Below are 25,042 nucleotides of genomic sequence, written 5' to 3' on the forward strand. Positions count from 1 at the left end.
TCGCCACCGGCGCCCGTATCCCGCCCGACGCGACGGCCGTCGTCCGCAGCGAGCACGCCCGTACGGACCCCACCGGCCATCTCCACGCCGAACGCCCGGTCGCCCACGGCCAGGACATCCGCCCGCGCGGCCAGGAGTGCCGCTCCGGCGACCGGCTCCTGCCCGCCGGCGCCGTGGTGACCCCGGCGGTGCTCGGTCTGGCCGCCGCCGCCGGATACGACGAACTGCTCACCGCCCGCCGCCCGACCGTCGACGTCCTGGTCCTCGGCGACGAACTGCTCGTGCGCGGACTGCCCCACGACGGCCTCATCCGTGACGCGCTCGGCCCGATGATCGCGCCCTGGCTGCGGGCGCTGGGCGCCGATGTCATCGACACCCGCCGGATCGCGGACGACGCGCACGCCCTGTTCCGGGCGGTCACCGAGTCCGAGGCCGATCTGGTCCTCACCACGGGAGGTACGGCCGCCGGCCCCGTGGACCATGTGCACCCCGTGCTCGCACGCGCGGGCGCCGAACTGCTGGTGGACGGCGTCGCCGTACGCCCCGGCCACCCGATGCTGCTGGCCAGACTCCCCTCCGGCCGCCATCTGGTGGGCCTGCCGGGCAATCCGCTCGCCGCTGTGTCAGGGCTGCTGACGCTGGCCGAACCGCTGCTGCGTACGCTCGGGGGGCGGGCCCCACAGCCCGCGTACCACGCGCCTGTACGGGACGAGGTGCACGGCCATCCGTACGACACCCGGCTCGTGCCCTTCGTCCACCGTGACGACCGGCTCGTGCCCCTGCGTTACAACGGTCCCGCCATGCTGCGGGGGATCGCCGTCGCCGACGGACTCGCGGTCGTGCCGCCCGGCGGCGCGCGTCAGGGAGACGAGCTGGAAGTCCTCGACCTGCCCTGGGCGGCCTGGGCCGATCCCGCAGCCTCCACCGATGACGGGTGTTTCACGTGAAACTTCCCGGTCAGGACGCGATGGCGCGTCATGCCGATGAACACCTGGTCACCAGCCGGGTGAAACTGCCGCGGCGGATCGTCGACCGTCCGCTGCGACAGGTGAGCAAGCGACTGCTGATGGCGCTGGGCGTACTGGCCGTCACCGTCTTCATCGTCTGGATCGACCGAGCCGGCTACCACGACAACTCCGACGACTCGGTCGACTTCCTCGACTCCGTCTACTACGCCACCGTCACCCTCTCCACGACGGGTTACGGCGATATCGTCCCGTACAGCGACGGAGCCCGGCTCATCAACGTCGTGCTGGTCACGCCGCTGCGCGTGCTCTTCCTGATCATCCTGGTCGGCACCACTCTTGAGGTCCTCACCGAGCGCACCCGGGAGGAGTGGCGGCTGAACCGCTGGAGGTCCAACTTGCGTGACCACACCGTCATCGTCGGCTTCGGTACGAAGGGCCGGTCGGCGATGCAGACCCTCTGCGCCACCGGGCTCAAGAAGGACCAGATCGTCATCGTCGACCCGAGCGCGAAGGTGATCGAGGCGGCCAACGCGGACGGGTTCGTGGGCGTCATCGGTGACGCCACCCGCAGCGACGTGCTGCTGCGGGCCGAGCTCCAGCGGGCACGGCAGATCGTGATCGCCACTCAGCGCGACGACACGGCGGTGCTGGTGGCACTGACCGCGCGTCAGCTCAACCGCGGGGCGAAGATCGTCGCGGCCGTGCGTGAGGAGGAGAACGCGCCGCTGCTGCGCCAGTCCGGCGCCGACGCCGTCATCACCAGCGCCAGCGCGGCGGGCCGGCTGCTCGGTCTCTCCGTGCTCAGTCCCGTCGCCGGCACGGTGATGGAGGACCTGATCCAGCAGGGCAGCGGCCTCGACCTCATCGAACGGCCGGTGATAAAGGCGGAGGTCGGGCGGAGCGTACGGGAGACGGACGACCTGGTGGTCAGCGTCCTGCGCGGGCACCGGCTGCTCGGGTACGACGACCCGGCGGCCAGCCCGCTCCAGCTCACCGACCGGCTGATCACGATCGTGCGGGCGGATCCCAACCTGGAGCAGAACAACGGGGACTGAGCCGCCGGGAATCCGTACCGGTACTACGAACAGGGCCGGGGGGTAGCCTCCGGACCATGTATGCGATCACGATTCCGGAACCCGGTGGCCCCGAGGCGCTCGTCTGGGCCGAAGTGCCCGATCCCGTACCCGCCGAGGGCGAGGTCCTCGTCGATGTCGTGGCGAGCGCGGTCAACCGCGCCGATCTGCTGCAACGGCAGGGCTTCTACGACCCGCCGCCCGGCTCGTCCCCGTACCCCGGTCTGGAGTGCGCGGGCCGTGTCGCCGCGCTCGGCCCCGGCACCGAGACCTCGGGCTGGTCGGTCGGCGACGAGGTGTGCGCGCTGCTCGCGGGCGGCGGTTACGCCGAGAAGGTCGCCGTTCCCGTGGGCCAACTGCTGCCCGTCCCCGAGGGCATGGACCTGGCGACGGCCGCCGCGCTTCCCGAGGTGACCTGCACCGTCTGGTCGAACGTCTTCATGATCGCCCATCTGCGCCCCGGAGAACTGCTGTTGGCGCACGGCGGCGCGAGCGGCATCGGCACGATGGCGATCCAGCTCGCCAAGTCGGTCGGCGCACGGGTCGCCGTCACGGCGGGCGGGCCCGAAAAGCTGGCGCGCTGCGCCGAGTTGGGCGCGGACATCCTCATCGACTACCGCGAGCAGGACTTCGTCGACGAGCTGAAGAAGGCCACGGACGGGGCGGGCGCGGACGTCATCCTCGACATCGTCGGCGCGAAGTACCTCGACCGCAATGTGCGGGCCCTGGCGGTCAACGGGCGGCTCGCCGTGATCGGGCTCCAGGGCGGGGTGAAGGGTGAACTCAACCTGGCGGCCCTCCTGGGCAAGCGGGCGGCCGTCACGGCCACGTCGCTGCGGGGGCGCCCGCTCGGTGAGAAGGCGTCGATCGTCGCGGCGGTACGGGAGCACGTCTGGCCGCTGGTCGGCGCCGGGCAGGTGCGGCCCGTGGTGGACCGTACGTTCGCGCTGCCGGACGCGGCCGAGGCGCACGCCGCCCTGGAGGCGGGCGAGCACGTGGGCAAGATCCTGTTGCTGCGCCCGTAGCCGCCGCTGCCGGGAGAAGACGCCGGACCGGCCGTAGCGGCCCGTCCGGCGTCCTGTCCCGCGTTCGCGACTGTCAGAGGGATGTCAGAGATACGGGCCGGAGCGGATCGCGCCGTGCGGGCCCGGGTCGTCGCCGTCGTCGCCCTCGTGGGACGCGCCCGGCGGCAGCGCCCGGCGCATCTGCTCCAACTGCGCCCGCGCCGCCATCTGCTGGGCGAACAGCGCCGTCTGGATCCCGTGGAAGAGTCCCTCCAGCCAGCCGACCAACTGGGCCTGCGCGATACGCAGTTCGGCCTCGGAGGGGATCGCCTCGTCGGTGAAGGGGAGCGACAGGCGCTCCAGTTCGTCGACGAGTTCGGGAGCGAGACCGTCCTCGAGCTCCTTCACCGAACCGGCGTGGATCTCCTTGAGCCGTACCCGGCTCGCCTCGTCCAGAGGAGCCGCCCGCACCTCTTCGAGCAACTGCTTGATCATGCTGCCGATACGCATGACCTTCGCGGGCTGTTCGACCATCTCCGTCACCGGGATCTCGCGCGGCTCGTCGTCCCCTTGTCCGCCGCCGAGCGCCATCCCGTCCTGCCCCACCACGAGGACATGGGGGTTGCTCTCCTGCGACCGTTCGTTCCTCGGCATTTCCATATTCTCATTGTCTCGCACCCGGGAGCCGGTGCGCGGTGAGCCCCCGTAAGAGAGTGGTCCACTCCCCTACGGGGCCCGGTCGGTCCGCGGCCCCGGTGCCCCGGAGCCCGTCAGATCGCCGCCCGGCGCGCCAGCGCGCCTCGCGAGCGGGTGACCAGCGCGGCCAGTACCGCCGCGCCGAGCGGGACGACGACGAGCAGCACGCCCAGCGTCTCCCACGGGATGACCACGGGCACGAACGGCGCCGTGGACTCGGACCCGCCGGCCCAGCCCTCGTCCAGCATCCGCGCGTACATCTGGTCCTCCGCGCGGCGCTCGGTGAAGCGGAGCCCGATGGCGGGCAGGATTCCCGACGCCGAGCCGAGCAGCACACCCATCGCGGCCACCACCCCGCACTGGAAACCGCTGAGGGCCTTGCGGACCCTGGGCGGCGCCCCGACGGCGGCGAGCGTCTTCAGATCGGCCTCGGCGTCCGCCTGGGCGAGCCCGGTGGCGATACCGGCGGCGCCGATCGTGATCAGCCCCGCGAAGACGGCGAGCGCCAGCAGCGTGGTGCTGTTCTCGGGGGTGAAACCCTTCTCGACGGTCAGCCAGACGTCGCCGCCGGTCTTGGCGAGTTCGCTGTTGAGCTTCTGCTCCTGCGCGTCGCTCGGCAGCCGGTCGGTCGAGAAGAAGGCACCCAGCGGTACGGTCGTGAAGCCCGCCTTCCGTGCCGTGTCCGGAGGGACGATCATCGTGACGCCGTACGCGTTCTGACCGGCGGAGATCTGGCGTGCGGGGATCGAGGTGACGGTGCCGGGCGGCTCCTTGCCCTCCATGCTCGCCGCGTCCGCGGCGTCGATGTCGGCGGCGGAGATGAGGCGGATGTCGATCGTGCCCTCCGACCCCGCCTTCGGGCCGCCCTTCGACGAGACCGCGCCACCCTTCGCGTCGGCGTCGGCGTCGGCGTCGGCGGTCCGGCCGTCCGCGCCCGCGGGGTTGATGTTGCGGTTGAGGAAGGACACGGCCTGCCCGTTCGCCAGCGCCTTCTCCGCCGCCGGGTCGTCGATCTTCAGCACCGTGAGCAGCTTCGCGTCACCGATCAGGATCTCGCCCGCGCCGTTGCCGACGCCGCCTCCCTGGTCGGAGCAGCGCCAGTCCGTGGCGAGCTTGCGCCGCTCGGCCTTGGAGAACTTCGAGGCGGGATCCTCATCGCTGTTGTCGTACGACCACAGCGGGCACTCGTGCGCCTCGGGCAGGACGATCTCGTACCGCCCGCAGCCGTCGCCGTCCCCGTACGCCGAGCAGTTCCGCTTGCCGACCACGACACGCTCCACGTCGGCCCGCACGTTCGTCGGCAGCAGTTTCTGCACGTCGTCGCGCATGGAGGGAACGTCGGCCGCGGATTCCGGCGACATGATCGCGACCGCGCCGTACGGCAGGGACTCCTTGTACTCCGCCCTCTCCTGGGCCTCCGAGCTGGACGTGTAGGTCGCCACGGCCACCGTGCCGGCGACGGCCGCGAGCACCGCCGCCACCGCCGGAGCCGTACGACCCCTGTTGCGTACGGCGTCCCGCAGCGCGAGCCGCGGTGACAGCGGCAGCCAGCGGCCGATCCGTCCGAAGAGGCCCACCAGGGCGGGCGTCAGTGCCACGACCCCCAGTTCGGCCAGGGCGCTGCCGCCGCCGACGAGCGCGACCTGGTCGGACACCGTCGAGCCGTACAGCGCGATGCCCGCGCCGAGGACGACCGCGCTCAGGCCGAGGACCGGGAGCACCCTGCTGCTGCGGCGGATGCCACGGCGGCCGGTGAGCGAGGCCACGACGCTCTGCCGGGAGGCGGTGACCGCGGGGACGATCGCGGCCAGCAGACCGGTCACGACCGCGATCAGCGCGATCCCGATCAGCTCCAGCGGGCGCAGGTCGAAGTCGCCGAAACGCTTGCCCATCCAGTCTTCGAGCACCGGCTGGAGGGCGAAGGTCAGACCGATCCCCAGCGCCGTACCGACCACGGCGGCCACCGCGCCGATCACCAGGCCACCGCTGAGGACGATGGCCCTGATGTGGTGCCGGTCGCCGCCGTTGGCGCCGACCAGGCCGAGCTGGCGGCGGGAGCGGCGGGCGCCCACGGCGAACGCGGGTCCTGCCAGCAGACAGATCTCCAGCATCGCGAGACCGACCACGGTGCTGAGAATGGCGAGTTCGGTGGTGTTGTCGGAGCCGCCCTGGTCGTACGGCGGGCCCTCCTGCTCGTAGTACGGCACGTCCGAGTCGGCCGGAGGGTTGAGCGTGACAGCGCGCGAGACGACCGTGACGCCCTTCTTGTTGGACTCCTTGACCATGTTCCACGTGAAACCGGCGTCGCCGGGCACGGTGACCAGATATGTGGTCGACGTCTGCGTGCCGGGCAGCTCGGCGGCGGCCAGCGCCTTGTCGAGCGGGGCCAGCAGGGCGCCGGGCAGCGCGTTGACCTGGGCGTCCTTCAGCGAGTTCGGCAGTTCGTACGCGCCGACGATCCGGTAGGTGGCGTCGAGGCCGTGCGCCGTGAGTTCGGATCCGACGCGCAGACCGCTGCTCTCCAGGAAGGCGTTGGTCGCGGCGACCTCGTCGGCCTTCCGGGGGAAGTGGCCGCGGTCGAGGCGCATGATGCCCTCGGCCATCGGGTCCGCCGCCTTCAGCTCCCGGATCTCGGTGTTCAGCAGGCCGTGGGTGGTCTTGAGCCTGGCCCTGCCCTCCGCGTCGACGAGCGACGCGGAGTTCGCGGGGATGCCGGCGTCGATGTCCGTCTCGCCGTCGGGCCACGGCTTGTCGTCGAAGTTCCCCACCGGCGCGTACATGTCGCCCTTGGGGTCCTGGAGGAGGGCGGCTCCGCCCAGACTCGGGTCGGTGATCCGGGCGTCGGCTCCGCCCAGATCGCGGTCCAGCGCCTGGGACGGGGAGAGCTCGGCGCTGCGCAGGGTCAGATCGGCGGCGCTCACACCGAGGATCGGCAGGGCGAGCATGGCGAGGACGAGGAAGCTGCGCCCCTTGAAACGCCAGGCGTCACGGCGGGCTATGCGGATCGCGGCGCGCCACGAGTGGTACCAGGTCTTCACCGCTCGGCCGCCTGGCCCGTGAGCAGGGAGTCGGCCTCGCTGCGGATCGTCTGGTCGACGACGGCGCCGTCCCGGAGGAAGACCACGCGGTCGGCCCAGGCCGCGAAGCGCGGTTCGTGCGTGACCAGGACGCCTGCCGCGCCCGCGTCGCAGCGGCTGCGCAGCAGGGCGAGCACGGACTCGCCGGTCTCGGAGTCGAGGGCGCCGGTGGGCTCGTCGGCGAGGACGAGGCGGCGGTCGCCGACGAGCGCGCGGGCGATGGCCACGCGCTGCTGCTGACCGCCGGACATCTCGTCCGGGAAGCGGTCGGCGAGGTGGTCGAGGTCCATCTCGCGCAGCGCGGCGACGGCCTCGCCGCGGGCCTTGCGGGCCGAGGTGCCGTCGAGCTCGCGAGGGAGGGAGACGTTCTCGGCGGCGGTGAGGGCCGGGACGAGGTTGTAGTCCTGGAAGACGTAGCCGATGCTGCGGCGGCGCAGGGCGGCGATCTGCTTGCGGTTGGCGGTGGTCAGGTCGGTGTTCTCGACGATGACCTGGCCCGACGTGGGGGTGTCGAGGCCGCCGGCGATGGTGAGCAGCGTGGACTTGCCGGAGCCGGACGGGCCCATGACGGCGACGAGTTCGCCGGGGAAGACGTCGAGGTTGATCCCGCGCAGGGCGTGGACCTCGGTGGCGCCACTGCCGTGGACGCGGGTCAGGTCTTTGAGCTGCAGTACGGGATGCGGTGCCTGCTGGTCAGGCATGGTGGTCCCCCTTGAGAGCGGATCTGGTGCGTAGGTGTGGACGAGTGGTGGGGCGTCGGCGGCGCGCGGCGTCAGTGGCGCGGTGTCAGCGGCGGCCGGAGCGGCCGAGGCCGGCGCGCGGGGCGGGTGCCGCCTTCTCCCCCGGCGGAGGTGAACTGTCGGCGCCCGCTTCCGGCTCCGCCCGCTCGCTCTCCCGCTTTTTCGCCTGCTGCTTCTCCTTCTGCGCGGCCATCAGCGACAGCCGGACGAGCCTGGCCTCGCAGTGGTCGAGCCAGCGCGCCTCGGCCTCGGTCTGGAAGATGAGCTGTTCGAGGACGAGCAGCCACGCGACGTCGTCGCGGTCGTCCGGAGAGACGTCGGTGGCCTGGGCCTTGAGCCGGGTGTAGTCCTGCATCGCCTGCACGGTGTGGTGGCGCTGCGACTGGATCACCTCGCGGATGTCGATCCCGGGCGCGCCGACGGCCATCGCGAGCTTGATGGCCAGCTCGTCGCGCGGCGGACTGCGCCGGTCGACCGGTGAGCGGAACCAGTTCCGCAGCTCGTCGCGGCCGGCGTCCGTGATCACGTAGAGCGCGTGCCCGGCATCGTCCTCACCGTCCTGGACGACCATGCCGTCGCGCTCCAGACGGCTGAGGGTCGTATAGACCTGGCCGACGTTCAGCGGCCAGGTGGCTCCGGTGCGGGACTCGAACTCCGTACGGAGCTGAGAGCCGTAGCGCGGTCCCGGTTCGAGGAGGGCGAGAAGCCCGTGGCGGATCGACATACTCAGTATGTATACCGAGTATGGCCTCGGCGGCAAGGGTCCTGAGAGGGACGTCACGCGTCAGTCGTAAGGAGGACGTGAGGGCGTCACGAGATGGACGGGAGCATCGAACGCGCAGCTCAGATGGGGTGCATGAAGGCTTGGGTGACGGTCCGGACGTCAGTGCCGACGGAGCCGTACGCCGAGAAAACCGATACCGAGCCCCATGAGCGCCATCCCGATGCCGAGGGTCAGCGCCGGCACGGCGCGGGCGACGGGCTGGGACGCGGCCTGGTCGTTCCGCTCCCGCCCGGTGGCGTCCAGAGGGGGTGTACGGAGCGGGAAGGGTACGTCCGTCGAAAAGCCGAAGTCCTCCGACAGGACGTCCTCGTCGTCCTCCCCGTCCTCGTCGCCGCCCTCGCGCTCCGGCTCGCCGTCCGGCTCCCGGTCGCCCTTCCCACCGCTGCTCTTCCCGTTCCCGGGCTCGGCGGAGGAGGACGCGGAACGGCCGGCGGACGGCGAAGCGGAACCGGACGGTGGTCTTCCGCTCACGCTCGGGAGCGTCGGCAGTTCCGGCAGGTCCGGTACCAGGGCGTCCAGGGACGGATCGAAGCCGCCCGGCGCCGACGCCTCGGCGCTCACCGTCGTCCGCCCCGGCCGGGGCCGTCCCTGCCCGGCCTGATTCCCGGCCAGCGACGAGGAGGCGCTGGGAGAGGGCGAAGGGGCGGCACGCGGGGATTCACGCTCCTCGGCGTACGCGGGGGGCGCGGCCGACAACAGGATGGTGGCCGCGACCACGGCCGTGAGCGCGCGGAAGGAACGGAGCCGTGCGTGGAGCCGTGACATCACCTACTCAGCGTCACATGTGGTGACGCAGGCGGCATCTCGGCGAAAGCCGGCCGACGAGCTCGGCGTACACTGCGGCGCTCGCGCGGCCGGGCGCCTCGCCGTCCGGGCCCTCGCCTTCCACCTTCCCGGCCCCGGGGGCAGCGCCCCCGGGGGTTACTCCGGGTTGCCCGTGGAGATCTTGAGCTCGAACTCCTGCTCCTCCGGCAGCACCGCCTGGCCCTGGCTCGGGAACTGGTCGACCACGATGTCCTGCGCCTGCGTCGGGTCGTTGACCTCGGTCACCTTCCACGTCCACTTCGCGGAACGCAGGCACTCCTTCACGGAGATGATGTCCTTGTAACGCAGGTCGGGCGCCTGGACCTTGGTCGGGTCGACCCCGTCCTCGTACGCGTCCGAACACTTTTCCTTGTCGATGGTGCGGTTGCGCTCCGGCGGCCGGTGGCCGGCCACCGAGGAGCCCGAGGGCTTGGCGTCCGGGTCCTTGTCGTCGTCGCCGCCCTGGCTGAGCGCGAAGGTCAGGCCGCCGATCGCGGCGATCGCGACCACGATCGAACCGATGATGACGGGCAGGTTCCGCCTTCCGCTGCCGTTGCTGCCGCCGTGGCCCCCCTGGCCGCCGTGGCCCGGACCCATCTGGTGCTGCGGCGACATCGAGTACGTGGGCGCCGGGGTCTGGTAGCCCTGGTTGTGCTGGGGCGGGTAGCCGTACGTGGGAGGCGGCGTCTGCATCGGCGCCGGGGTCTGCATGGCCGGGGTGGGCGGTCCGTACGCCCCCGGCTGGTACGGCGTCTGCACGCCGCCCTGCGGCGCCGGCGTCCCCTGGTCGACCGGCGGGAAGACCGCCGAGCCCACACCCGCGCCGCTCGACGACGGGGCGCCCTGCACGATCACCGGCGCCCCGGTGTGGCCCTGCGGAAGGACCCGCGCGCACTCGTCGCGCATCGCGGCGGCGCTCGGGAACCGCTCGTTCGGGTTCTTCTTCAGCGCCCGCGCGACGAGCGCGTCCATCGCCGGAGTGATGGAGCGGTTGATGGAGGAGGGAGCGACCGGCTCCTCCTGTACGTGCGCGTACGCGATCGCCAGCGGCGAGTCCGCCTCGAAGGGCAGCCGGCCCGTCAGCAGCTGGAAGAGCATGATGCCGACCGAGTACAGGTCGGAGCGGGCGTCCACGCCGCGCCCCAGCGCCTGCTCGGGGGAGAGGTACTGCGGTGTGCCGACGACCATGCCGGTCTGCGTCATCGACGTGACGCCGGACTGCATGGCCCGCGCGATGCCGAAGTCCATCACCTTGACGACGCCGCGCTTGGTCATCATCACGTTGCCGGGCTTGATGTCGCGGTGGACCAGGCCCATCTCGTGGCTGGTCTCCAGCGCCGCCAGCACGTCCGCCGTCACCTTCAGCGCGCGGTCGGCCGGCATCGCGCCGTACTGCTGGATGTCCGACTGGAGCGCGGAGCCGAGCGGCTGCCCCTCCACGTACTCCATGACGATGTAGGGCATGAGCGAGCCGTCCAGCTCGTCCTCACCCGTGTCGAAGACCGAGACGATGTTCGTGTGCGACAGCTTCGCGACGGCCTGGGCCTCACGCCGGAAGCGCTCGCGGAAGGACTGCTCACGGCCGAGTTCGGTGTGGAGCGTCTTGATGGCGACCTGCCGGTCGAGCGCCGCGTCGTACGCGAGGTATACGGACGCCATGCCGCCCTCGCCGAGCAGGTCACGAAGCTGGTACCGGCCGCCCGCGACCGAACCGCCCGCGTAGCGGCCCTGTGCGCCGTCGTGGCTCATGACTGTGCTTCCCCCTCGGCGCGGCGACGCGGTGATCCAGTGCTTCGCGCTGATCCGTACTCACGCGGTCCCGTGATCCCGGGATCGCGTATTTACGGCCAAGTCTGCCGCAGGGCAGTGACACGTCAAGCCAGGTGCCCGTTCCGTGACCCTACGCACAACAAGCGTCTCGGAAGCGTTACAGGATCAGCATGGAATTTGCGCGGGCGGAGGCGTAGCGGGTTTGATGACCGGTCCATCTCCAATTGGCGTGTCGCACCGAGGCTGTAGCGTGACCGGCACAGCACCACCGCAGGAATCACCCCGGCTTCTGCGGCCGCTCATTCATTCATCCCAGGTACCACCGCGACCCCGCGCACGCGGGCGTCACGCGGACAGAAACGACGGCGAGGACTGATGGCACCCGAACCCGAAGCAGGCGGCGGCGGAGTGCCTGACGCCGCTGACTCATGGGGCGTCGGCGGGCTGGTCGGAGACGGCCGCTACCGGATGACGTACCGCCTCGGCCGGGGCGGTATGGCGGAGGTGTACGCGGCGGAGGACGTCCGGCTCGGCCGCACCGTGGCCGTGAAGCTGCTGCGCTCCGACCTCGCCGAGGACCCGGTCTCCAAGGCCCGCTTCACCCGCGAGGCCCAGTCGGTGGCCGGGCTGAACCACCACGCCGTGGTGGCGGTGTACGACTCCGGTGAGGATGTCGTGGGCGGCCAGACCGTTCCGTACATCGTGATGGAGCTCGTCGAGGGCCGTACGATCCGCGATCTGCTCCTCAACGCCGAGGCGCCGCCGCCCGAGCAGGCGCTGATCATCGTCTCCGGCGTCCTGGAGGCGCTCGCCTACTCGCACCAGCACGGCATCGTGCACCGTGACATCAAGCCCGCGAACGTGATCATCACGGACGGCGGCGCGGTCAAGGTGATGGACTTCGGCATCGCGCGAGCCCTGCACGGCGCGCAGTCGACGATGACCCAGACCGGCATGGTCATGGGCACGCCGCAGTACCTCTCCCCCGAGCAGGCGCTCGGCAAGGCCGTCGACCACCGCTCCGACCTGTACGCGACGGGCTGTCTGCTCTACGAACTCCTTTCGCTGCGACCGCCGTTCACCGGCGAGACGCCGCTCTCCGTCGTGTACCAGCACGTCCAGGACATCCCCGTCCCACCGTCCGAGGTCTCGGACGTGGTGCCGCCGGAGCTGGACGGGCTGGTCATGCGCTCGCTCGCGAAGGACCCGGACGACCGGTTCCAGAGCGCCGAGGAGATGCGCGGCCTCGTCCAGTACGGCATGCAGATGCTCCAGCAGCAGGGCAGCCACACGGGCACGTGGAACACGGGCCCCGTCGACACGCACGAGGGCGGCAGCACCCCGGCGATGGGCGTCGCCGCGACGGCCGCGCTCGGCCACCCGCCGCACGGTGACACCGCGCAGCGCCCGCTGCTGCCGCCGCAGAATCCGCACGACGGCGGTTACGACGGCGGCCACCACGGCAACGGCAACGGGGGCGGTGGCCGCGGCAAGATGTGGCTGTTCGCCCTGCTCGCGGTGGTCGCGATCCTGGCGGGCGCCGCCTACGCCGTCCAGAGCATGGGCGGCGCGGGCGACGACAACAAGCAGAATCCGAAGACCGAGCAGACCCCGACCGACCGGCCGAGCGACAAACCGTCGAAGACGGAAGAGGACTCCACGCCCTCCGAGGACACGGACACCTCGACGGGCGGCAACCAGCAGCCGGACTACCCGCCGGACGACACCCCGACCGAGAAGCCGTCACCGTCGGACACCCCGTCGGACACCCCGTCGTCCCCGGACCCGGGCGACGACGAGGGGACGACGGAGGGGGACGACGAGGGGCCGACCGGTGATCCGTCCTCTCCCCCGGACACGGGGACGGCGGACGGCGGTGCGGCCGAGGGCGGCACCAACGAGGGCGCCACGGGAACGCCGGGCGGCGGGGCCGCCGGTGATCCCGGCGGCGGCGACCCCGCAGGCGTGATCGGAGGGTAGGCACCGGGGACCGGCCGCGGGTTCACCCCGCGAACGCCCCGCACACCTCCTCGTACCTCCGCGTCCACCAGACCACCAGGGCCGACACCGCAGGGAACTGCGGGTCGGCCCTTCGGTCGTCCAGCTGGTAGCGCCAGCGCAGTATCCAGAAGTCGTTGAGCCGCTCCCACCACACCCGGTACACGGCGGCGGCCAGTTCGGCGGCGTCCGCCCCGGTCGTCAGCCGGTAGGCCCGCGCGTACGCCCGCACCTTCACCAGGTCCAGCTCTCCCGACGGCTGTACGAAGAAGATCGCCGCCGCCCGGACCGCCTCCTCGGCGCGGGGCTGGACGGCAAGCCGGTCCCAGTCGACGATCGCGGCGGGGTCCGTGCCCCGGTAGAGCAGGTTCAGCGGGTGGAAGTCGCCGTGGACCCACCCGATGGGTGTCTCGGCGCCCGGTGGCGGCCGGTGGTGCGCGTGGCGTTCGACCAGCGCGCGGCGCTCCAGCAGCCGGTGTTCGGCGAGCGAGTCGAATCCGTCGCCCGGGGCGCGCCGACGCACCAGGGTCAGTAACTCGTCGATGAGCGCGAAGGTGTCGGCGGGGGCGGCGCTGTCATGGGCGCCGTCGAGCGGGCGGTCGAGCGGGCCCTCGTGCCAGTCGTCGTGCCCATTCTCGTGCGGGTCCTCGGGCGGGCCGCCCTGCGCGCCGACGCGCGCGGTTGAGTGGCCGAGCCGGTCCGTCACCGGCCTCATCACCTGCTCCAGACAGGTGTGTACGACGCCGAGGAGCGAGCCGAGCTGCCACGAGGCGGCGGGTGTCAGCTGCGCGCCGGTGCGGTGCCGGCCGTCCACCCAGGGGTGCAGGGCGTAGCAGTGGCCGTCGACGACGGCGACGGTGCCGCCCTCGGTGTCCCGGACGGCCGGTACGACGGGTACGCCCAGGGCCTGGAGGCGCCGGGTGACACGGTGCTGGCGGGCGATTGACTCGCGGCCGCCGTCGAGGTGGTGCTTGAGGAAGTAGGTGCCGTGGGTGGTGGTGAGCCGGTAATTACGGTTCAGCAGTCCTTGGGCGAGAGATCGGCAGGCCAGGGGTTCGCCCACATGTTCGTAGCGTCGGAGCAGGTCACCCAGCGGCAGACAGCCGAAGGGCGGATCGATCAAGGGCGGGGCGGGCGCGCCAGGGGGCATCGTCACCGTCATTGCATATGAGCGCGGCACCCTTCAAATGATAGATCACGCAGCGTGGCTGTCTTGTCGCCTTCCGTTCGCGCTCTCGCCCTCACGGCCGCCGTCGCCGCTCCCGACCCCGCTCGGCTCGGTCCCGTATTCGAGGACGTGCACGGTCGCGAACTGCGGCGTCAGACGCATGTAGACCGGATCGAACGGTTCACCGTCCACATGGTGCGGGCCCTGCCCGAACAGCTCCAGCTGTTCCTCCGTCGGCCGGACCATGTTCGCGGTGCCGGTGAACTGGACCGACCAGAGAGCCGGCTCGCCGGAGTGGAAGTTGTCGGCGCCGTACGCCACGACGCTGCCGCTGCACGCCTGGTGGTAGCCCATTCCGCGGTGCATCCGCAGGACGACGCGGTTGTCCGCGACGATGTGCCGGGCCGGGGCCACGAACGGCATCGCGCGCATACTCGTCGCGACCCGCCCGTAGCGGACCCGGTTGAGCAGTTCGATGGCGCGCAGATCATCGGTGGACATGCCATCCACTCTCTGTCACCGATCGTCCACGGAACAGGGGAGCCCGCCCCGGATCGGCAGGGACCTTCGTCCCCAACGGGGCCGCGGGAAAGCCGGACGGGATCGGGCCCTTCGACAGGTTTCGATCCCGTCCGGCCCGCACCGGCGCTGCCCGGGCCCGGTCTCAGCGCTGCTCGGCCTGGATCCTCGCCACGTACGCGGCGGCCTGCGACCGCCGCTCCATCCCCAGCTTGGCCAGCAGGCTGGAGACGTAGTTCTTGATCGTCTTCTCGGCGAGGTGCAGCCGCTCGCCGATCGCGCGGTTGGTCAGGCCCTCGCCGATGAGATCCAGGATCTTGCGTTCCTGCTCGGTGAGGCTCGCGAGCCTGTCGTCACCCTTGGGGGTGTTGCCCTCGCGGAGCCGCTGGAGCACCCGCGCCGTCGCGACCGGGTCCAGCAGGGACCGGCCCGCGGCCACGTCCCGTACGGCGGTCAGCAGTTCGTCGCCCCGGATGGCCTTGAGCACGTAGCCCGAGGCGCCTGCCATGATCGCGTCGAACAGCGCCTCGTCGTCGGAGAACGAGGTGAGCATCAGGCACTTGATGCTCTCGTCCCGGGAGCGGATCTCGCGGCAGACCTCCACGCCGCTGCCGTCCGGCAGCCGTACGTCCAGTACCGCGACATCGGGCCGGGTCGCCGGGATCCTGGTCAGCGCGTCGGCGGCGGTACCCGCCTCGCCCACGACCTCGATGTCCTCCTCGACGGCGAGCAATTCATGGACGCCCCGCCGGACCACCTCATGGTCGTCAAGCAGAAATACGGTGATTTTTCCCTTTTCAGGCACAGGATCAGTCAAACACACTTCCCCCTATCCCCGCCGTGGGCGGCCGGGATAACGTGCCGTTGTTCCGGCGGCCTGCAAGGCTGTGACCAGTGATTGTTCCCAGACCTGCTCGGTTTACTTGGAAATCCAAGTAAAATCGCAGGTCAGTAGGGGTTTCGCAGGAATGCGACCCACTGGGTAACGTGCCTGTGACAGGGCGCTCGCCGGGGCACCTGTCACGCCTGTCCCGGTCGAGTCGCACCCACCCCGTGCACGCGTCCGGAAGCAGGCGAGCCGCACTGGTTCCCGGCGGATCCCGGGGACCGGACCGACGGAGGAGCACGCACGTGACCGTGGAGAGCACTGCCGCCGCGCGAAAGCCGCGACGTAGCAGCGGCACCAAGCGCGCCGGCGCCAGGACGGCGCCGCAGCCGAAGGCTTCCGAGCCCCAGCTCGTACAGCTGCTGACGCCCGAGGGCGAACGCGTCAAGAACGACGAGTACGACGGCTACGTAGCCGACATCACCCCCGAATCCCTGCGCGGGCTGTACCGCGACATGGTCCTGACGCGTCGCTTCGACGCCGAGGCCACGTCCCTCCAGCGCCAGGGCGAGCTGGGCCTGTGGGCCTCGCTGCTCGGCCAGGAGGCCGCCCAGATCGGCTCGGGACGCGCGCTGCACGACGACGACTACGTCTTCCCGACCTACCGGGAGCACGGCGTCGCCTGGTGCCGCGGCGTCGACCCGACGAACCTGCTCGGGATGTTCCGCGGTGTGAACCACGGCGGCTGGGACCCCAAGACCAACAACTTCCACCTGTACACGATCGTCATCGGCTCGCAGACGCTGCACGCCACCGGTTACGCGATGGGCGTGGCCAAGGACGGCGCGGACTCGGCCGTCATCGCCTACTTCGGCGACGGGGCGTCCAGCCAGGGCGACGTGGCGGAGTCGTTCACCTTCTCGGCCGTCTACAACGCGCCGGTGGTGTTCTTCTGCCAGAACAACCAGTGGGCCATCTCGGAGCCGACCGAGAAGCAGATGCGCGTGCCGCTCTACCAGCGCGCGCAGGGCTTCGGCTTCCCCGGCGTCCGGGTCGACGGCAACGACGTACTGGCCTGTCTGGCCGTGACGCGCGCGGCGCTGGAGCGCGCCCGCACCGGCCAGGGCCCGATGCTCGTCGAGGCGTTCACCTACCGCATGGGCGCGCACACCACGTCCGACGACCCGACGAAGTACCGGGCGGACGAGGAGCGCGAGGCATGGGAGGCGAAGGACCCGATCCTGCGGCTGCGCGCGTATCTGGAGCGGGAGTCGGCCGCCGACGAGGCGTTCTTCGCCGCTCTGGAGGAGGAGAGCGAGGCGCTCGGCAGGCGGGTGCGTGAGGCGGTGCGGGCGATGCCCGACCCGGACCACATGGCGATCTTCGATCACGTCTACGCGGACGGCCACGCGCTCGTGGACGAGGAGCGGGCGCAGTTCGCGGCGTACCAGGCGTCGTTCACCGACGGCGCGGCCGCCGCTGAGGAGGGCAAGTAGCCATGGCCGTACAGAAGCTCCCCCTCGCGAAGGCGATCAACGAATCGCTGCGCGTCGCCCTCGACACCGACCCCAAGGTCCTGATCATGGGCGAGGACGTCGGCAAGCTCGGCGGTGTCTTCCGGGTCACCGACGGTCTGCAGAAGGACTTCGGCGAGGACCGGGTCATCGACACCCCGCTCGCCGAGTCGGGCATCGTCGGTACGGCGATCGGTCTCGCGCTGCGCGGCTACCGGCCGGTCGTGGAGATCCAGTTCGACGGCTTCGTCTTCCCCGCGTACGACCAGATCGTCACGCAGCTCGCGAAGATGCACGCCCGCGCGCTCGGCAAGGTCAAGATGCCGGTCGTCGTCCGGATCCCGTACGGCGGTGGCATCGGCGCCGTCGAGCACCACTCGGAGTCGCCGGAGGCGCTGTTCGCGCACGTGGCGGGGTTGAAGATCGTCTCGCCGTCCACGTCGGCGGACGCCTACTGGATGATGCAGCAGGCCATCCAGAGCGACGACCCGGTCATCTTCTTCGAGCCCAAGCGGCGCTACTGGGACAAGAGCGAGGTCGACACCGAGGCCATCCCGGGCCCGCTGCACACGGCGCGGGTCAGCCGCACCGGCACCGACCTCACCCTCGCGGCGTACGGCCCGATGGTGAAGGTCTGCCTGGAGGCTGCGGCAGCGGCGGCCGAGGAGGGCAAGTCGGTGGAGGTGCTCGACCTCCGCTCGATGTCCCCGATCGACTTCGACACGATCCAGGCGTCGGTGGAGAAGACGGGCAGGCTGGTCGTGGTCCACGAGGCGCCGGTGTTCTACGGCTCCGGCGCGGAGATCGCCGCCAGGATCACGGAGCGCTCCTTCTACCACCTGGAGGCTCCGGTGCTGCGGGTCGGCGGATTCCACGCCCCGTATCCGCCGGCGCGCCTGGAGGAGGAGTACCTTCCGGGCCTGGACCGGGTACTCGACGCCGTCGACCGCTCGCTCGGGTACTGAGGAGTGCCGTGACCATGACTGCTGACACTTCCGCTCGCTATCGAGAGTTCAAGATGCCCGACGTGGGCGAAGGACTCACCGAGGCCGAGATCCTCAAGTGGTACGTACAGCCGGGCGACACCGTCGTCGACGGCCAGGTGGTGTGCGAGGTGGAGACGGCGAAGGCGGCCGTCGAACTGCCCATCCCCTACGACGGGGTGGTGCACGCGCTGCGCTTCGACGAGGGCACGACGGTCGACGTCGGTGCGTCGATCATCACGGTGGACGTGGCGCCGGGCAGCGACGACGGAGCGGCCGCCGCTCCCGCCGCCGCTCCGGCGGAGCCGGCCACCGGGGCCGAGGACGCGGAGCCGAAGGGGCGCCAGCCGGTGCTCGTCGGTTACGGCGTCTCGGAGTCGTCCACGAAGCGCCGCCCGCGCAGGGGGGCCGTGGCAGTCCCCGGGCAGGGCGCCGCGGTTCCGGCGGGTGCGGCGATCCAGGCGGAGATGAACGGCCACGCGGCGCCGGCGCCGGCGCCGGCCGCCGAGGCGCTGACACGCCCGCTGGCGAAGCCGCCGGTGCGCAAGCTCGCCAAGGACCTGGGGGTGGATCTGGCGACGATCACGCCGACGGGTCCCGACGGGATCATCACGCGCGAGGACGTGCACGCGGCGACGGCGGCCACCGCCGTTCCCGAGGCGCCGGAGGCTCCGGCGCCCGTGTCCGCTCCGGCGGCCGCGCCCGCAGCCACGCCCGCCGTGGTGGCCGGCGGCCGGGAGACCCGTATCCCCGTGAAGGGCGTACGGAAGGCGACGGCGGCGGCGATGGTGGGCAGCGCGTTCACCGCGCCGCACGTCACGGAGTTCGTGACGGTCGACGTCACGCGCACGATGAAGCTGGTCGAGGAGCTGAAGTCCGACAAGGACATGGCGGGTGTACGGGTCAACCCGCTGCTGCTCATCGCGAAGGCGCTGCTGGTGGCCGTCAAGCGCCACCCCGAGGTCAACGCGACCTGGGATGAGGCCGCCCAGGAGATCGTGGTCAAGCACTACGTCAACCTCGGCATCGCGGCGGCGACCCCGCGCGGTCTGCTCGTCCCGAACATCAAGGACGCGCACGACCAGACGCTGCCCCAACTCGCCCGGTCCCTGGGTGAACTGGTGTCCACCGCACGGGAGGGCAAGACGACCCCGGCGGCCATGCAGGGCGGCACGGTGACCATCACGAACGTCGGCGTCTTCGGCGTCGACACGGGCACGCCGATCCTCAACCCCGGCGAGTCGGCGATCCTGGCGGTCGGCGCGATCAAGCTCCAGCCGTGGGTCCACAAGGGCAAGGTGAGGCCCCGTCAGGTCACGACCCTGGCGCTGTCGTTCGACCACCGGCTGGTCGACGGCGAGTTGGGCTCCAAGGTGCTGGCGGACGTCGCGGCGGTGCTGGAGCAGCCTAAGAGGCTGATCACCTGGGCCTGACGGCTCACGCACGGACCGGAAGGGTCGCGACTCCGCCCGGAGTCGCGACCCTTTCGCTTCCACGCGCCCCTGATGGTCACGGAGCGAAGCGGGTATACCTGTTTTGGTGACCGAACGCAGTCGGCCGGTCAGGGATCGAGGGGAGACGCTCATGGGCGAACACGGTGACGGCAAAGGCGGGACCGAAGGCGACAAGAAGCAGACGCCGAAGGAGTCGGACGGCCGGTGGACCAGGCCCGTCCCGCCCAAGAAGTGACCGACGGCTACGCGCGGTTGCTGTCCTGCCTGGCCGAGTCCGGTGCGCTGGAGGAGAGTTGGCGGGGCGCGTTCTCGCGTGCCCCGCGTGCGGAGTTCGTGCCGGAGGCCGTATGGGCGCCTGACGAGGATTCCCCGACCGGCCACCGTCGCGTCACCCGGGTCGCCGAGCCCGAGACGTGGTGGGCGCTGGTCGACGCGGACGAGGTGGTCGTCACGCAACTGGACGACGGCGCCCACGACGGCCCCGGTGTGCCCACGTCGTCCGCCTCCCGGCCCTCGCTGGTGGCCTCGATGCTCAGGCATCTCGACGTCGCCGACGGCGCGCGGGTCCTCGACATCGGTACGGGCACGGGCTGGACGAGCGCCCTGCTGGTGGCCCGGCTCGGCGGCGAGGCCATCACCACGGTGGAGGTCGACCCCCGCGTCTCCGCGGAAGCCGCGCAGCGCCTGAAGTCCGCCGCGCTCTCGCCCGCGCGGCTGGTCGTCGGCGACGGTCTGGCCGGCCTGCCGTCGGCGACGCCGTACGACCACATCCACTCGACCGCGGCCGTACGCCGTGTCCCGCGCACCTGGATCGAGCAGACCCGGCCCGGTGCCACGATCGTGACGCCGTGGGGCACGCCGTACGCCAACGCCGGGCTGCTGCGCCTGGTGACGGCCGGGCCCGGGGCCCCCTCGTACGGCCGCTTCGTGGACAACGTCAGCTTCATGTGGATGCGCGCCCAGCGCCCCCACACGGTCACCCTTCCGACGACCGAGCCCGACCTGCGCGGGCCGTCGGCGATGGATCCGGACCTGGCGCTGTCGGACGTGGACGTGGCGTTCACGATCGGCCTCCTCGTCCCGCACGCCCGCTACGTCCACACCTGGGACGGCTCGGACCCGGCGGCCACCTACCGGATCGCCCTCTCGGACGGCAACGGCTCGTGGGCATCGGCGCGTTACGACTCCTGGGACGCCCCGGACGCGGTCCGGCAATGGGGCCCCCGCCGCCTCTGGGACGAGATCACGGCGGCGCGGTCCTGGTGGGAGGACCGGGGCCGCCCCGAACTGACGCGCTTCGGCCTGACGGTCACGGCGCGGGGGCGTCAGGAGGCGTGGCTGGACGATCCCAGTCTCTTGCTGCCAGGCCATCCAGCTCTTTCTGAATGAGTCGAGCGTTGGCCAGCCGCGAAGCGAAGACCTGTGGCCAGCGCTGATCCAGCAGCTCAAGCATGTGGATCGATCGGGCGATGACCGGGTTCGCCTCCTTTGCCCGTCCTACATCCGCCATCCTGCACGCCTGGTTGGTCAGTGCTTGGGCGAAGTCTTGCCGGAAGTCGCCCGACCGGTCTTGCGTAAGCTCTTCATAGATCTCCACTGCTTCAGTGATGACTATCAGGGCTTCCATCCGGCGTCCCACGTCGGCGAGTCGGTTCGCCTGATTGTTCAGGGCCGCGGCGAGCCCTGGCCGAGATACCTTGGCTCGGGCGTTTGGCAACCCTTTGTGAGTGGCGACTGCTCGAGTGACGACTGTCAGCGCCTCTGAGTAGCGTTTCAATCCTGCCAATCGATTCGCTTGATTGCTCAGAGCGCCAGCGAGGTCGTTCGAGAACACTTCTGGTTGGGAGTCCGCGAGCACCTCGTACATGTCCACCGCCCGGACGATGTCGGTCAGTGCCTCTTCTTGCCGTCCCAGACGCGTGAGCGCCATCGATCGATTGTTCAGTGTCGCCGCGAGGTTGGGGAGGAAGGCATCCGGTCGGGCTCTTCTCAGTTCTTCGTATGTGCGGACCGCGTGGGTGATGGCCGTCAGCGCTTCTTCCGGGCGTCCCAGGCTGAGTAGGTGGTTCGACTGGTTGTTCAGCGTCACTGCGGTTAGGAAGGCGTCGGGTTGGTCATCTGCCAACTGCGAGCGGATCACAGCCGCTTGGGTGACCGCTGCCAACGCCTCGTCCCGCAAACCCATCTGCGCCAGATGGTTCGACTGGTTGCTGAGAGTTATGGCGAGGTGAGGTAGAGAGGCATCGCATGGAGTCTTGACCAACTGTGCGCGGATCTCTGCCGCTCGCGAGATGGCTGCCAATGCCTCTTCGGGCCGTCCCGCGTCCGTCAGTCGGAGTGCCTGGTTGTTCAGGGCCCCGGCGAGATCGGGAAGCACGTACTCAGGTTGAGTCTGAGCCAGTTCCTCGTACATGCCGACGGCCTGAGAGATGGTCTTGAGGGCTTCGTCTCGCCGACCGACGTCCGCCAAGCGGCTCGACTGATCATTCAGAGCGCCGGCGAGATCCAGCAGGAAGAGTTTCCGGTGGGCCTGCTTCAACTTTCTTCGGATTCCTACCGCGTGGGAGATGGCGGTAAGGGCTTCCTCGCACTGTCCGAACCGTGACAGGTGCTCGGACTGGCTGACCAGGGCCGTCGCGAGGTTCCCCCTGGCCTGGTTGCGGCCGCCGGAAATCTGTCGCCGAGCACGGAACCGACGACTGGACAGGACTTTCTCGTAGTAGGCAGCCTGATGGCCAGACAGCACGAGGGCGATTTCCGCGAGGCGTTGGCTGTGCCAGGGCACCGCGTCGTACAGGTCATGAGACAGACCGATTGGCAGCCCGGCGTTGTCGCAGATCGCGCGCAGAGCGGCCAGCAGCGGTGCGGGCTCTTGTGCTTGAGGTACGACTCCGACGGCAGGTGGTCCGAGCGTGTCGGGGTGGCGCGTGACCAGGTCTTCGAGTTGATCCGCCAGGCCCGCAGGCGCGGTGGGCAGCGCGAGTGCGCGTGACAGGACTGTCAGAGCGCGCGTCGCCTGGGATTCCGACAGGTGAGGAAGCACCGTCTCCAGGAGTGCCGACTCCGAGTCATCCGCCAGCGTGCGGGTGAGGTGGTACTCCGTCAGTCGATCTGGATGAAGCGTGCCCCAGTATCCGCCACCGTGGTCGTCCGGCGGGTACAAGTCCCCGATCCAGGAGGCGAGTTTACGGCGGTTGTCCTCCGCCGCGTCTCCTCGCAGACCCGGCAGGAGCGCCAGCGTCGCCGTCGCCTGCTCGCGGGTCGCGGCGCCCGCCAGCAGGGCCGCGCCGACCACACTCAGCCGCAGACCCTCCAGGCCCAGTCCGCGGTGGTCGGCCACACGATCCCAGTAGGTGCGCTCGTGGGCCAGGATCACTTCCTCGGGGTGCTGGGAGAGAGGCGTACTGCCCGCCGATTCGTCCAGATGGTTGAGAAGCGCGGCCAGCGCCGTCATGTGCACTGTCAACGCGTGCCCACCTCCCAGCGCATCAGGGGCAGGGGTGGGCAGCGTGAGTGAGGTCCGGTCGATGTGCCCGTAGCCCGGTACGCGACTCAGCCCTACGGCCAACGCGTCCGCCGCCTCTTGGTAGGCCAACACCTGGTCGGTGTCGCCTTCGAGCGGGGAGAGGGGCAGGGGCTCCTCGCGCAGCGCGGCGCTCACCGTCGTCGTACGTACGAGTTCCGCCCACCAGTCCCCGTCCGTGCGACCGAGTAGCAGGAGCCGCACTGGGTGCCCCGTTGGATGCGCGGCGAGGTGGTTGACCAGCGGTGCGAGCACGGCCGTGCGCCTCTCGGCGTAGTCGATGACGAGGAGGAGCGGTACGTCGATGGCGGTCAGTGCCGCGTAGTGGTCCGCAGGATCGACGTAGGCGAGATGACAGACCACCCAGCCGGCCCCGGCACGTTCGCGGGCGAGTTGACGGGCGAGGCGGGACTTTCCCTGGCCACCGGGGCCGGTCATCAGCAGTCCGGACAGCACCTGCGGACCGTCGCACCAGGCGTGCAGATCGGCGAGCTGCGCACGTGGGCGAAAGGGCACGCTCTCGTACTCCGGGCGCAGGAGTGCGGCGGGTGAGGGTGGCGCGATGGCCGGATTCCAAGGGGTGCCAATGCCTTGGAGTTCGACGGGTTCCAGATGGAGGAGGTGGCCGGTCGCTTGCTGGACAGCCGTGCGGAAGACGCCCACTTCCGCCAGTGCGTGAACGGGCACCACCGTGAGCCGACGGCTCTCGAACTGCGGAGGATCCTCGACGACGACCCCGCACAGCAGATTCCCGCAAGTGACGGCAGCTCCGGAGATTCCCTTCCAGAGGGACCTCACGCCCGCCCGTGGGGCGATTCTCGTGGTCATGAGGTGCCGGTCGGACCGCGCGCCCGCCAGCGGGCTGATCTCTCCACCGACCTGCTCGACCTCACGGGCCGCGCTCGCCTCCGGCGTGACGCTGTCGGGGAAACCGATCGCCTGCGCGTCGACTCCCACGGAACGTCCGCACAGCCGACCCCAGCGGAGCGGTGGCAGGGGCGGTTCTCCGAGTTCGGCGACCGACAGGAGCGCGGCGTCCAGCTCGGCCGTACCGGACCATACGATGGACGCCTTACCGAGAGTCCCGCCCATGTGGCGTACTTTGACCTCGGCGTACGGGTCGCCCGCCGCATCCGTCACGACATGTCGCGCCGTGAGGATCAGCCCTCCGGCGAGCCAGGTGCCCGTTCCGAACGCCCAGCCGTGCGGCGTTGGTCCCGCCCAAACCTCGACCAGACGCCGGCGGTCGATCCCCGTCACGGTCGGCTTCCGGGGATGACGGACACCCCGCTGCTGATCTTCGCGGTGTTGCCCTGAGCGTCCTGCGGGTACAGCGTGAGTTTGAGCCGGTGCGTGGTTGTCGTGGCGGTGCTGCCCTTGGCGCCGAAGGAGACCACGTACACCTTCGCGCTCACGTCGCCCGCGTGCTCCTTGCGTACATCGAAGGCAAACTCCAGCTCCACCGGGCCCACTTCGAACCTCAGGTCTTTGCCCGCGCCCTCGACCCTTGCGGTTTCAAGGTCGGCCCGTACTGCTGCCATGGCATCCGCCAGCAGCACTTGCGGAAAGGCCGGCTTGTCCGTCATGCGATTCCTCGTGCTCGTCGTGTGCGTTTGCCACGACGACTCTAGGACAGAGGTGTTTCAACAGGCATTAAGCGGTGGATATTTGTCTCTTCGTGTTCTGGGGTGCATTTCGCCCAGACCGTCTTGCCGACGGTACGGGGCTCGATGCCCCAACGGTCCGCCAGCTCCGCGACGATGAGTAGTCCTCGGCCGAAGCACACGTCGTCCTCGGGGAGCCGGAGCCGGGGCAGCCGTTCGCCGCGGGGGTCGCTGACCTCGATGCGGAGGGTGCTGGCGGTGAGTTGCAGCCGTACGCGAAAGAGGCGGTCGCGCAGGCGCCCGTGCAGCAGCGCGTTGGTGGCCAGCTCGCTGACCAACAGCCAGGCAGTGCCCGCGAGTCCGGCCCATCCCCACTCCCCGACGAGCCGCACGGCCCGCCGCCGGGCGAGGCGGATGCTGTCGGCGGTGGGGGTGTAGTCGAGCCGGTCGTGGTGGCGGACGGGGTCGCCGTCCGGCGCGGGCTCGGGCGTGGGTTGTGGGGTGTGAGCTGCGTTGATGGGCGCCGTCCTCCGGGTT

The 25,042-nt window shown here is 70.6% G+C and carries 21 protein-coding genes; 9 read left to right on the plus strand and 12 right to left on the minus strand.

What is annotated here, in order from left to right; all coding sequences use genetic code 11:
• The 3 genes from GXP76_RS15750 to GXP76_RS15760 all read left to right on the plus strand — a co-directional run.
• Positions 1 to 947: molybdopterin molybdotransferase MoeA (locus tag GXP76_RS15750; RefSeq protein ID WP_242572143.1), on the plus strand; the 947-nt coding region annotated here is incomplete at its 5' end.
• A 20-nt stretch (positions 948 to 967) separates the two neighbouring features.
• Entirely contained in the window at positions 968 to 2,023 is a 1,056-nt protein-coding gene (locus GXP76_RS15755) for a TrkA family potassium uptake protein (RefSeq protein WP_277993430.1), read from the plus strand.
• Positions 2,024 to 2,079: 56 nt separating this feature from the next.
• Positions 2,080 to 3,066 carry an NAD(P)H-quinone oxidoreductase gene (locus GXP76_RS15760; RefSeq protein ID WP_242572145.1) on the plus strand — a complete coding sequence of 329 codons (987 nt, stop codon included), beginning with the start codon at positions 2,080 to 2,082 and terminating at the stop codon, positions 3,064 to 3,066.
• 84 nt (positions 3,067 to 3,150) lie between these two features.
• On the opposite strand, the gene GXP76_RS15765 is transcribed toward GXP76_RS15760, so the two are convergent.
• The 6 genes from GXP76_RS15765 to GXP76_RS15790 all read right to left on the minus strand — a co-directional run bounded on the left by GXP76_RS15765 (position 3,151) and on the right by GXP76_RS15790 (position 10,895).
• A complete protein-coding gene (locus GXP76_RS15765; RefSeq protein WP_277993428.1) occupies positions 3,151 to 3,705 on the minus strand; it encodes a bacterial proteasome activator family protein in 555 nt (184 codons plus the stop codon).
• A 110-nt stretch (positions 3,706 to 3,815) separates the two neighbouring features.
• Positions 3,816 to 6,779, minus strand: a complete 2,964-nt coding sequence (locus tag GXP76_RS15770) for an FtsX-like permease family protein (protein WP_242572146.1) — start codon at positions 6,777 to 6,779, stop codon at positions 3,816 to 3,818.
• On the minus strand, positions 6,776 to 7,519 hold the full coding sequence (locus tag GXP76_RS15775; protein ID WP_242572147.1) for an ABC transporter ATP-binding protein: 744 nt from the start codon (positions 7,517 to 7,519) through the stop codon (positions 6,776 to 6,778). Before GXP76_RS15775 ends, GXP76_RS15770 begins: the two co-directional genes overlap by 4 nt.
• Before the next feature lie 85 nt (positions 7,520 to 7,604).
• Complete coding sequence (locus GXP76_RS15780; protein WP_242572148.1) at positions 7,605 to 8,282, minus strand: PadR family transcriptional regulator; 678 nt, start codon at positions 8,280 to 8,282, stop codon at positions 7,605 to 7,607.
• Between the two features lie 159 nt (positions 8,283 to 8,441).
• Complete coding sequence (locus GXP76_RS15785; RefSeq protein WP_242572149.1) at positions 8,442 to 9,110, minus strand: hypothetical protein; 669 nt, start codon at positions 9,108 to 9,110, stop codon at positions 8,442 to 8,444.
• 153 nt (positions 9,111 to 9,263) lie between these two features.
• Entirely contained in the window at positions 9,264 to 10,895 is a 1,632-nt protein-coding gene (locus GXP76_RS15790; protein ID WP_242572150.1) for a protein kinase, read from the minus strand.
• Between the two features lie 396 nt (positions 10,896 to 11,291).
• Between GXP76_RS15790 and GXP76_RS15795 the strand changes: the two genes are divergently transcribed.
• On the plus strand, positions 11,292 to 12,896 hold the full coding sequence (locus tag GXP76_RS15795) for a protein kinase (RefSeq protein WP_242572151.1): 1,605 nt from the start codon (positions 11,292 to 11,294) through the stop codon (positions 12,894 to 12,896).
• A gap of 22 nt (positions 12,897 to 12,918) precedes the next feature.
• On the opposite strand, the gene GXP76_RS15800 is transcribed toward GXP76_RS15795, so the two are convergent.
• From GXP76_RS15800 to GXP76_RS15810, 3 genes are all read right to left on the minus strand, one after another.
• Positions 12,919 to 14,064, minus strand: coding sequence for a phosphotransferase (locus tag GXP76_RS15800; protein ID WP_242572168.1), 1,146 nt, complete (start codon positions 14,062 to 14,064; stop codon positions 12,919 to 12,921).
• A gap of 45 nt (positions 14,065 to 14,109) precedes the next feature.
• Positions 14,110 to 14,583, minus strand: a complete 474-nt coding sequence (locus GXP76_RS15805) for a pyridoxamine 5'-phosphate oxidase family protein (RefSeq protein ID WP_242572152.1) — start codon at positions 14,581 to 14,583, stop codon at positions 14,110 to 14,112.
• 163 nt (positions 14,584 to 14,746) lie between these two features.
• Positions 14,747 to 15,406 carry a response regulator transcription factor gene (locus GXP76_RS15810; protein ID WP_242572153.1) on the minus strand — a complete coding sequence of 220 codons (660 nt, stop codon included), beginning with the start codon at positions 15,404 to 15,406 and terminating at the stop codon, positions 14,747 to 14,749.
• Positions 15,407 to 15,732: 326 nt separating this feature from the next.
• Between GXP76_RS15810 and pdhA the strand changes: the two genes are divergently transcribed.
• The 5 genes from pdhA (at position 15,733) to GXP76_RS15835 (ending at position 20,767) form a co-directional block, all read left to right on the plus strand.
• A complete protein-coding gene (gene pdhA / locus GXP76_RS15815; protein ID WP_242572154.1) occupies positions 15,733 to 16,923 on the plus strand; it encodes a pyruvate dehydrogenase (acetyl-transferring) E1 component subunit alpha in 1,191 nt (396 codons plus the stop codon).
• Positions 16,924 to 16,925: 2 nt separating this feature from the next.
• Entirely contained in the window at positions 16,926 to 17,906 is a 981-nt protein-coding gene (locus GXP76_RS15820) for an alpha-ketoacid dehydrogenase subunit beta (RefSeq protein WP_242572155.1), read from the plus strand.
• A gap of 14 nt (positions 17,907 to 17,920) precedes the next feature.
• On the plus strand, positions 17,921 to 19,357 hold the full coding sequence (locus GXP76_RS15825) for a dihydrolipoamide acetyltransferase family protein (protein WP_242572156.1): 1,437 nt from the start codon (positions 17,921 to 17,923) through the stop codon (positions 19,355 to 19,357).
• 106 nt (positions 19,358 to 19,463) lie between these two features.
• Complete coding sequence (locus tag GXP76_RS15830; RefSeq protein WP_242572157.1) at positions 19,464 to 19,613, plus strand: hypothetical protein; 150 nt, start codon at positions 19,464 to 19,466, stop codon at positions 19,611 to 19,613.
• Positions 19,583 to 20,767, plus strand: coding sequence for a methyltransferase domain-containing protein (locus tag GXP76_RS15835; protein WP_242572158.1), 1,185 nt, complete (start codon positions 19,583 to 19,585; stop codon positions 20,765 to 20,767). Before GXP76_RS15830 ends, GXP76_RS15835 begins: the two co-directional genes overlap by 31 nt.
• Here GXP76_RS15835 and GXP76_RS15840 read toward each other — a convergent pair.
• Genes GXP76_RS15840 through GXP76_RS15850 form a run of 3 tightly spaced genes read right to left on the minus strand, consistent with a single transcriptional unit; the run spans position 20,688 to position 25,023 of the window.
• Positions 20,688 to 24,161 (minus strand): trypsin-like peptidase domain-containing protein, encoded by a 3,474-nt coding sequence (locus tag GXP76_RS15840; RefSeq protein WP_242572159.1) that lies wholly within the window; start codon positions 24,159 to 24,161, stop codon positions 20,688 to 20,690. The two genes, GXP76_RS15835 and GXP76_RS15840, sit on opposite strands and share 80 nt — an antisense overlap.
• Positions 24,158 to 24,487: a trypco2 family protein gene (locus GXP76_RS15845; protein WP_242572160.1), complete on the minus strand. Its 330-nt coding sequence runs from the start codon at positions 24,485 to 24,487 to the stop codon at positions 24,158 to 24,160. The genes GXP76_RS15840 and GXP76_RS15845 overlap by 4 nt, the downstream gene beginning before the upstream one ends.
• 41 nt (positions 24,488 to 24,528) lie before the next feature.
• Positions 24,529 to 25,023: an ATP-binding protein gene (locus GXP76_RS15850; protein ID WP_242572169.1), complete on the minus strand. Its 495-nt coding sequence runs from the start codon at positions 25,021 to 25,023 to the stop codon at positions 24,529 to 24,531.
• Positions 25,024 to 25,042 lie beyond the last annotated feature (19 nt).

The sequence above is a fragment of the Streptomyces sp. NP-1717 genome, from assembly GCF_022695985.1.
Taxonomy (GTDB): Bacteria; Actinomycetota; Actinomycetes; order Streptomycetales; family Streptomycetaceae; genus Streptomyces.

Coding starts and splice junctions, on each gene's coding strand:
- GXP76_RS15825 (WP_242572156.1), top strand. CDS start 17,921: ATGACTGCTGACACTTCCGCTCGCTATCGAGAGTTCAAGATGCCCGAC.
- GXP76_RS15805 (WP_242572152.1), bottom strand. CDS start 14,583: ATGTCCACCGATGATCTGCGCGCCATCGAACTGCTCAACCGGGTCCGC.
- GXP76_RS15795 (WP_242572151.1), top strand. CDS start 11,292: ATGGCACCCGAACCCGAAGCAGGCGGCGGCGGAGTGCCTGACGCCGCT.
- GXP76_RS15760 (WP_242572145.1), top strand. CDS start 2,080: ATGTATGCGATCACGATTCCGGAACCCGGTGGCCCCGAGGCGCTCGTC.
- GXP76_RS15780 (WP_242572148.1), bottom strand. CDS start 8,282: ATGTCGATCCGCCACGGGCTTCTCGCCCTCCTCGAACCGGGACCGCGC.
- GXP76_RS15820 (WP_242572155.1), top strand. CDS start 16,926: ATGGCCGTACAGAAGCTCCCCCTCGCGAAGGCGATCAACGAATCGCTG.
- GXP76_RS15775 (WP_242572147.1), bottom strand. CDS start 7,519: ATGCCTGACCAGCAGGCACCGCATCCCGTACTGCAGCTCAAAGACCTG.
- GXP76_RS15765 (WP_277993428.1), bottom strand. CDS start 3,705: ATGGAAATGCCGAGGAACGAACGGTCGCAGGAGAGCAACCCCCATGTC.
- GXP76_RS15790 (WP_242572150.1), bottom strand. CDS start 10,895: ATGAGCCACGACGGCGCACAGGGCCGCTACGCGGGCGGTTCGGTCGCG.
- GXP76_RS15755 (WP_277993430.1), top strand. CDS start 968: ATGGCGCGTCATGCCGATGAACACCTGGTCACCAGCCGGGTGAAACTG.
- GXP76_RS15800 (WP_242572168.1), bottom strand. CDS start 14,064: ATGCCCCCTGGCGCGCCCGCCCCGCCCTTGATCGATCCGCCCTTCGGC.
- GXP76_RS15845 (WP_242572160.1), bottom strand. CDS start 24,487: ATGACGGACAAGCCGGCCTTTCCGCAAGTGCTGCTGGCGGATGCCATG.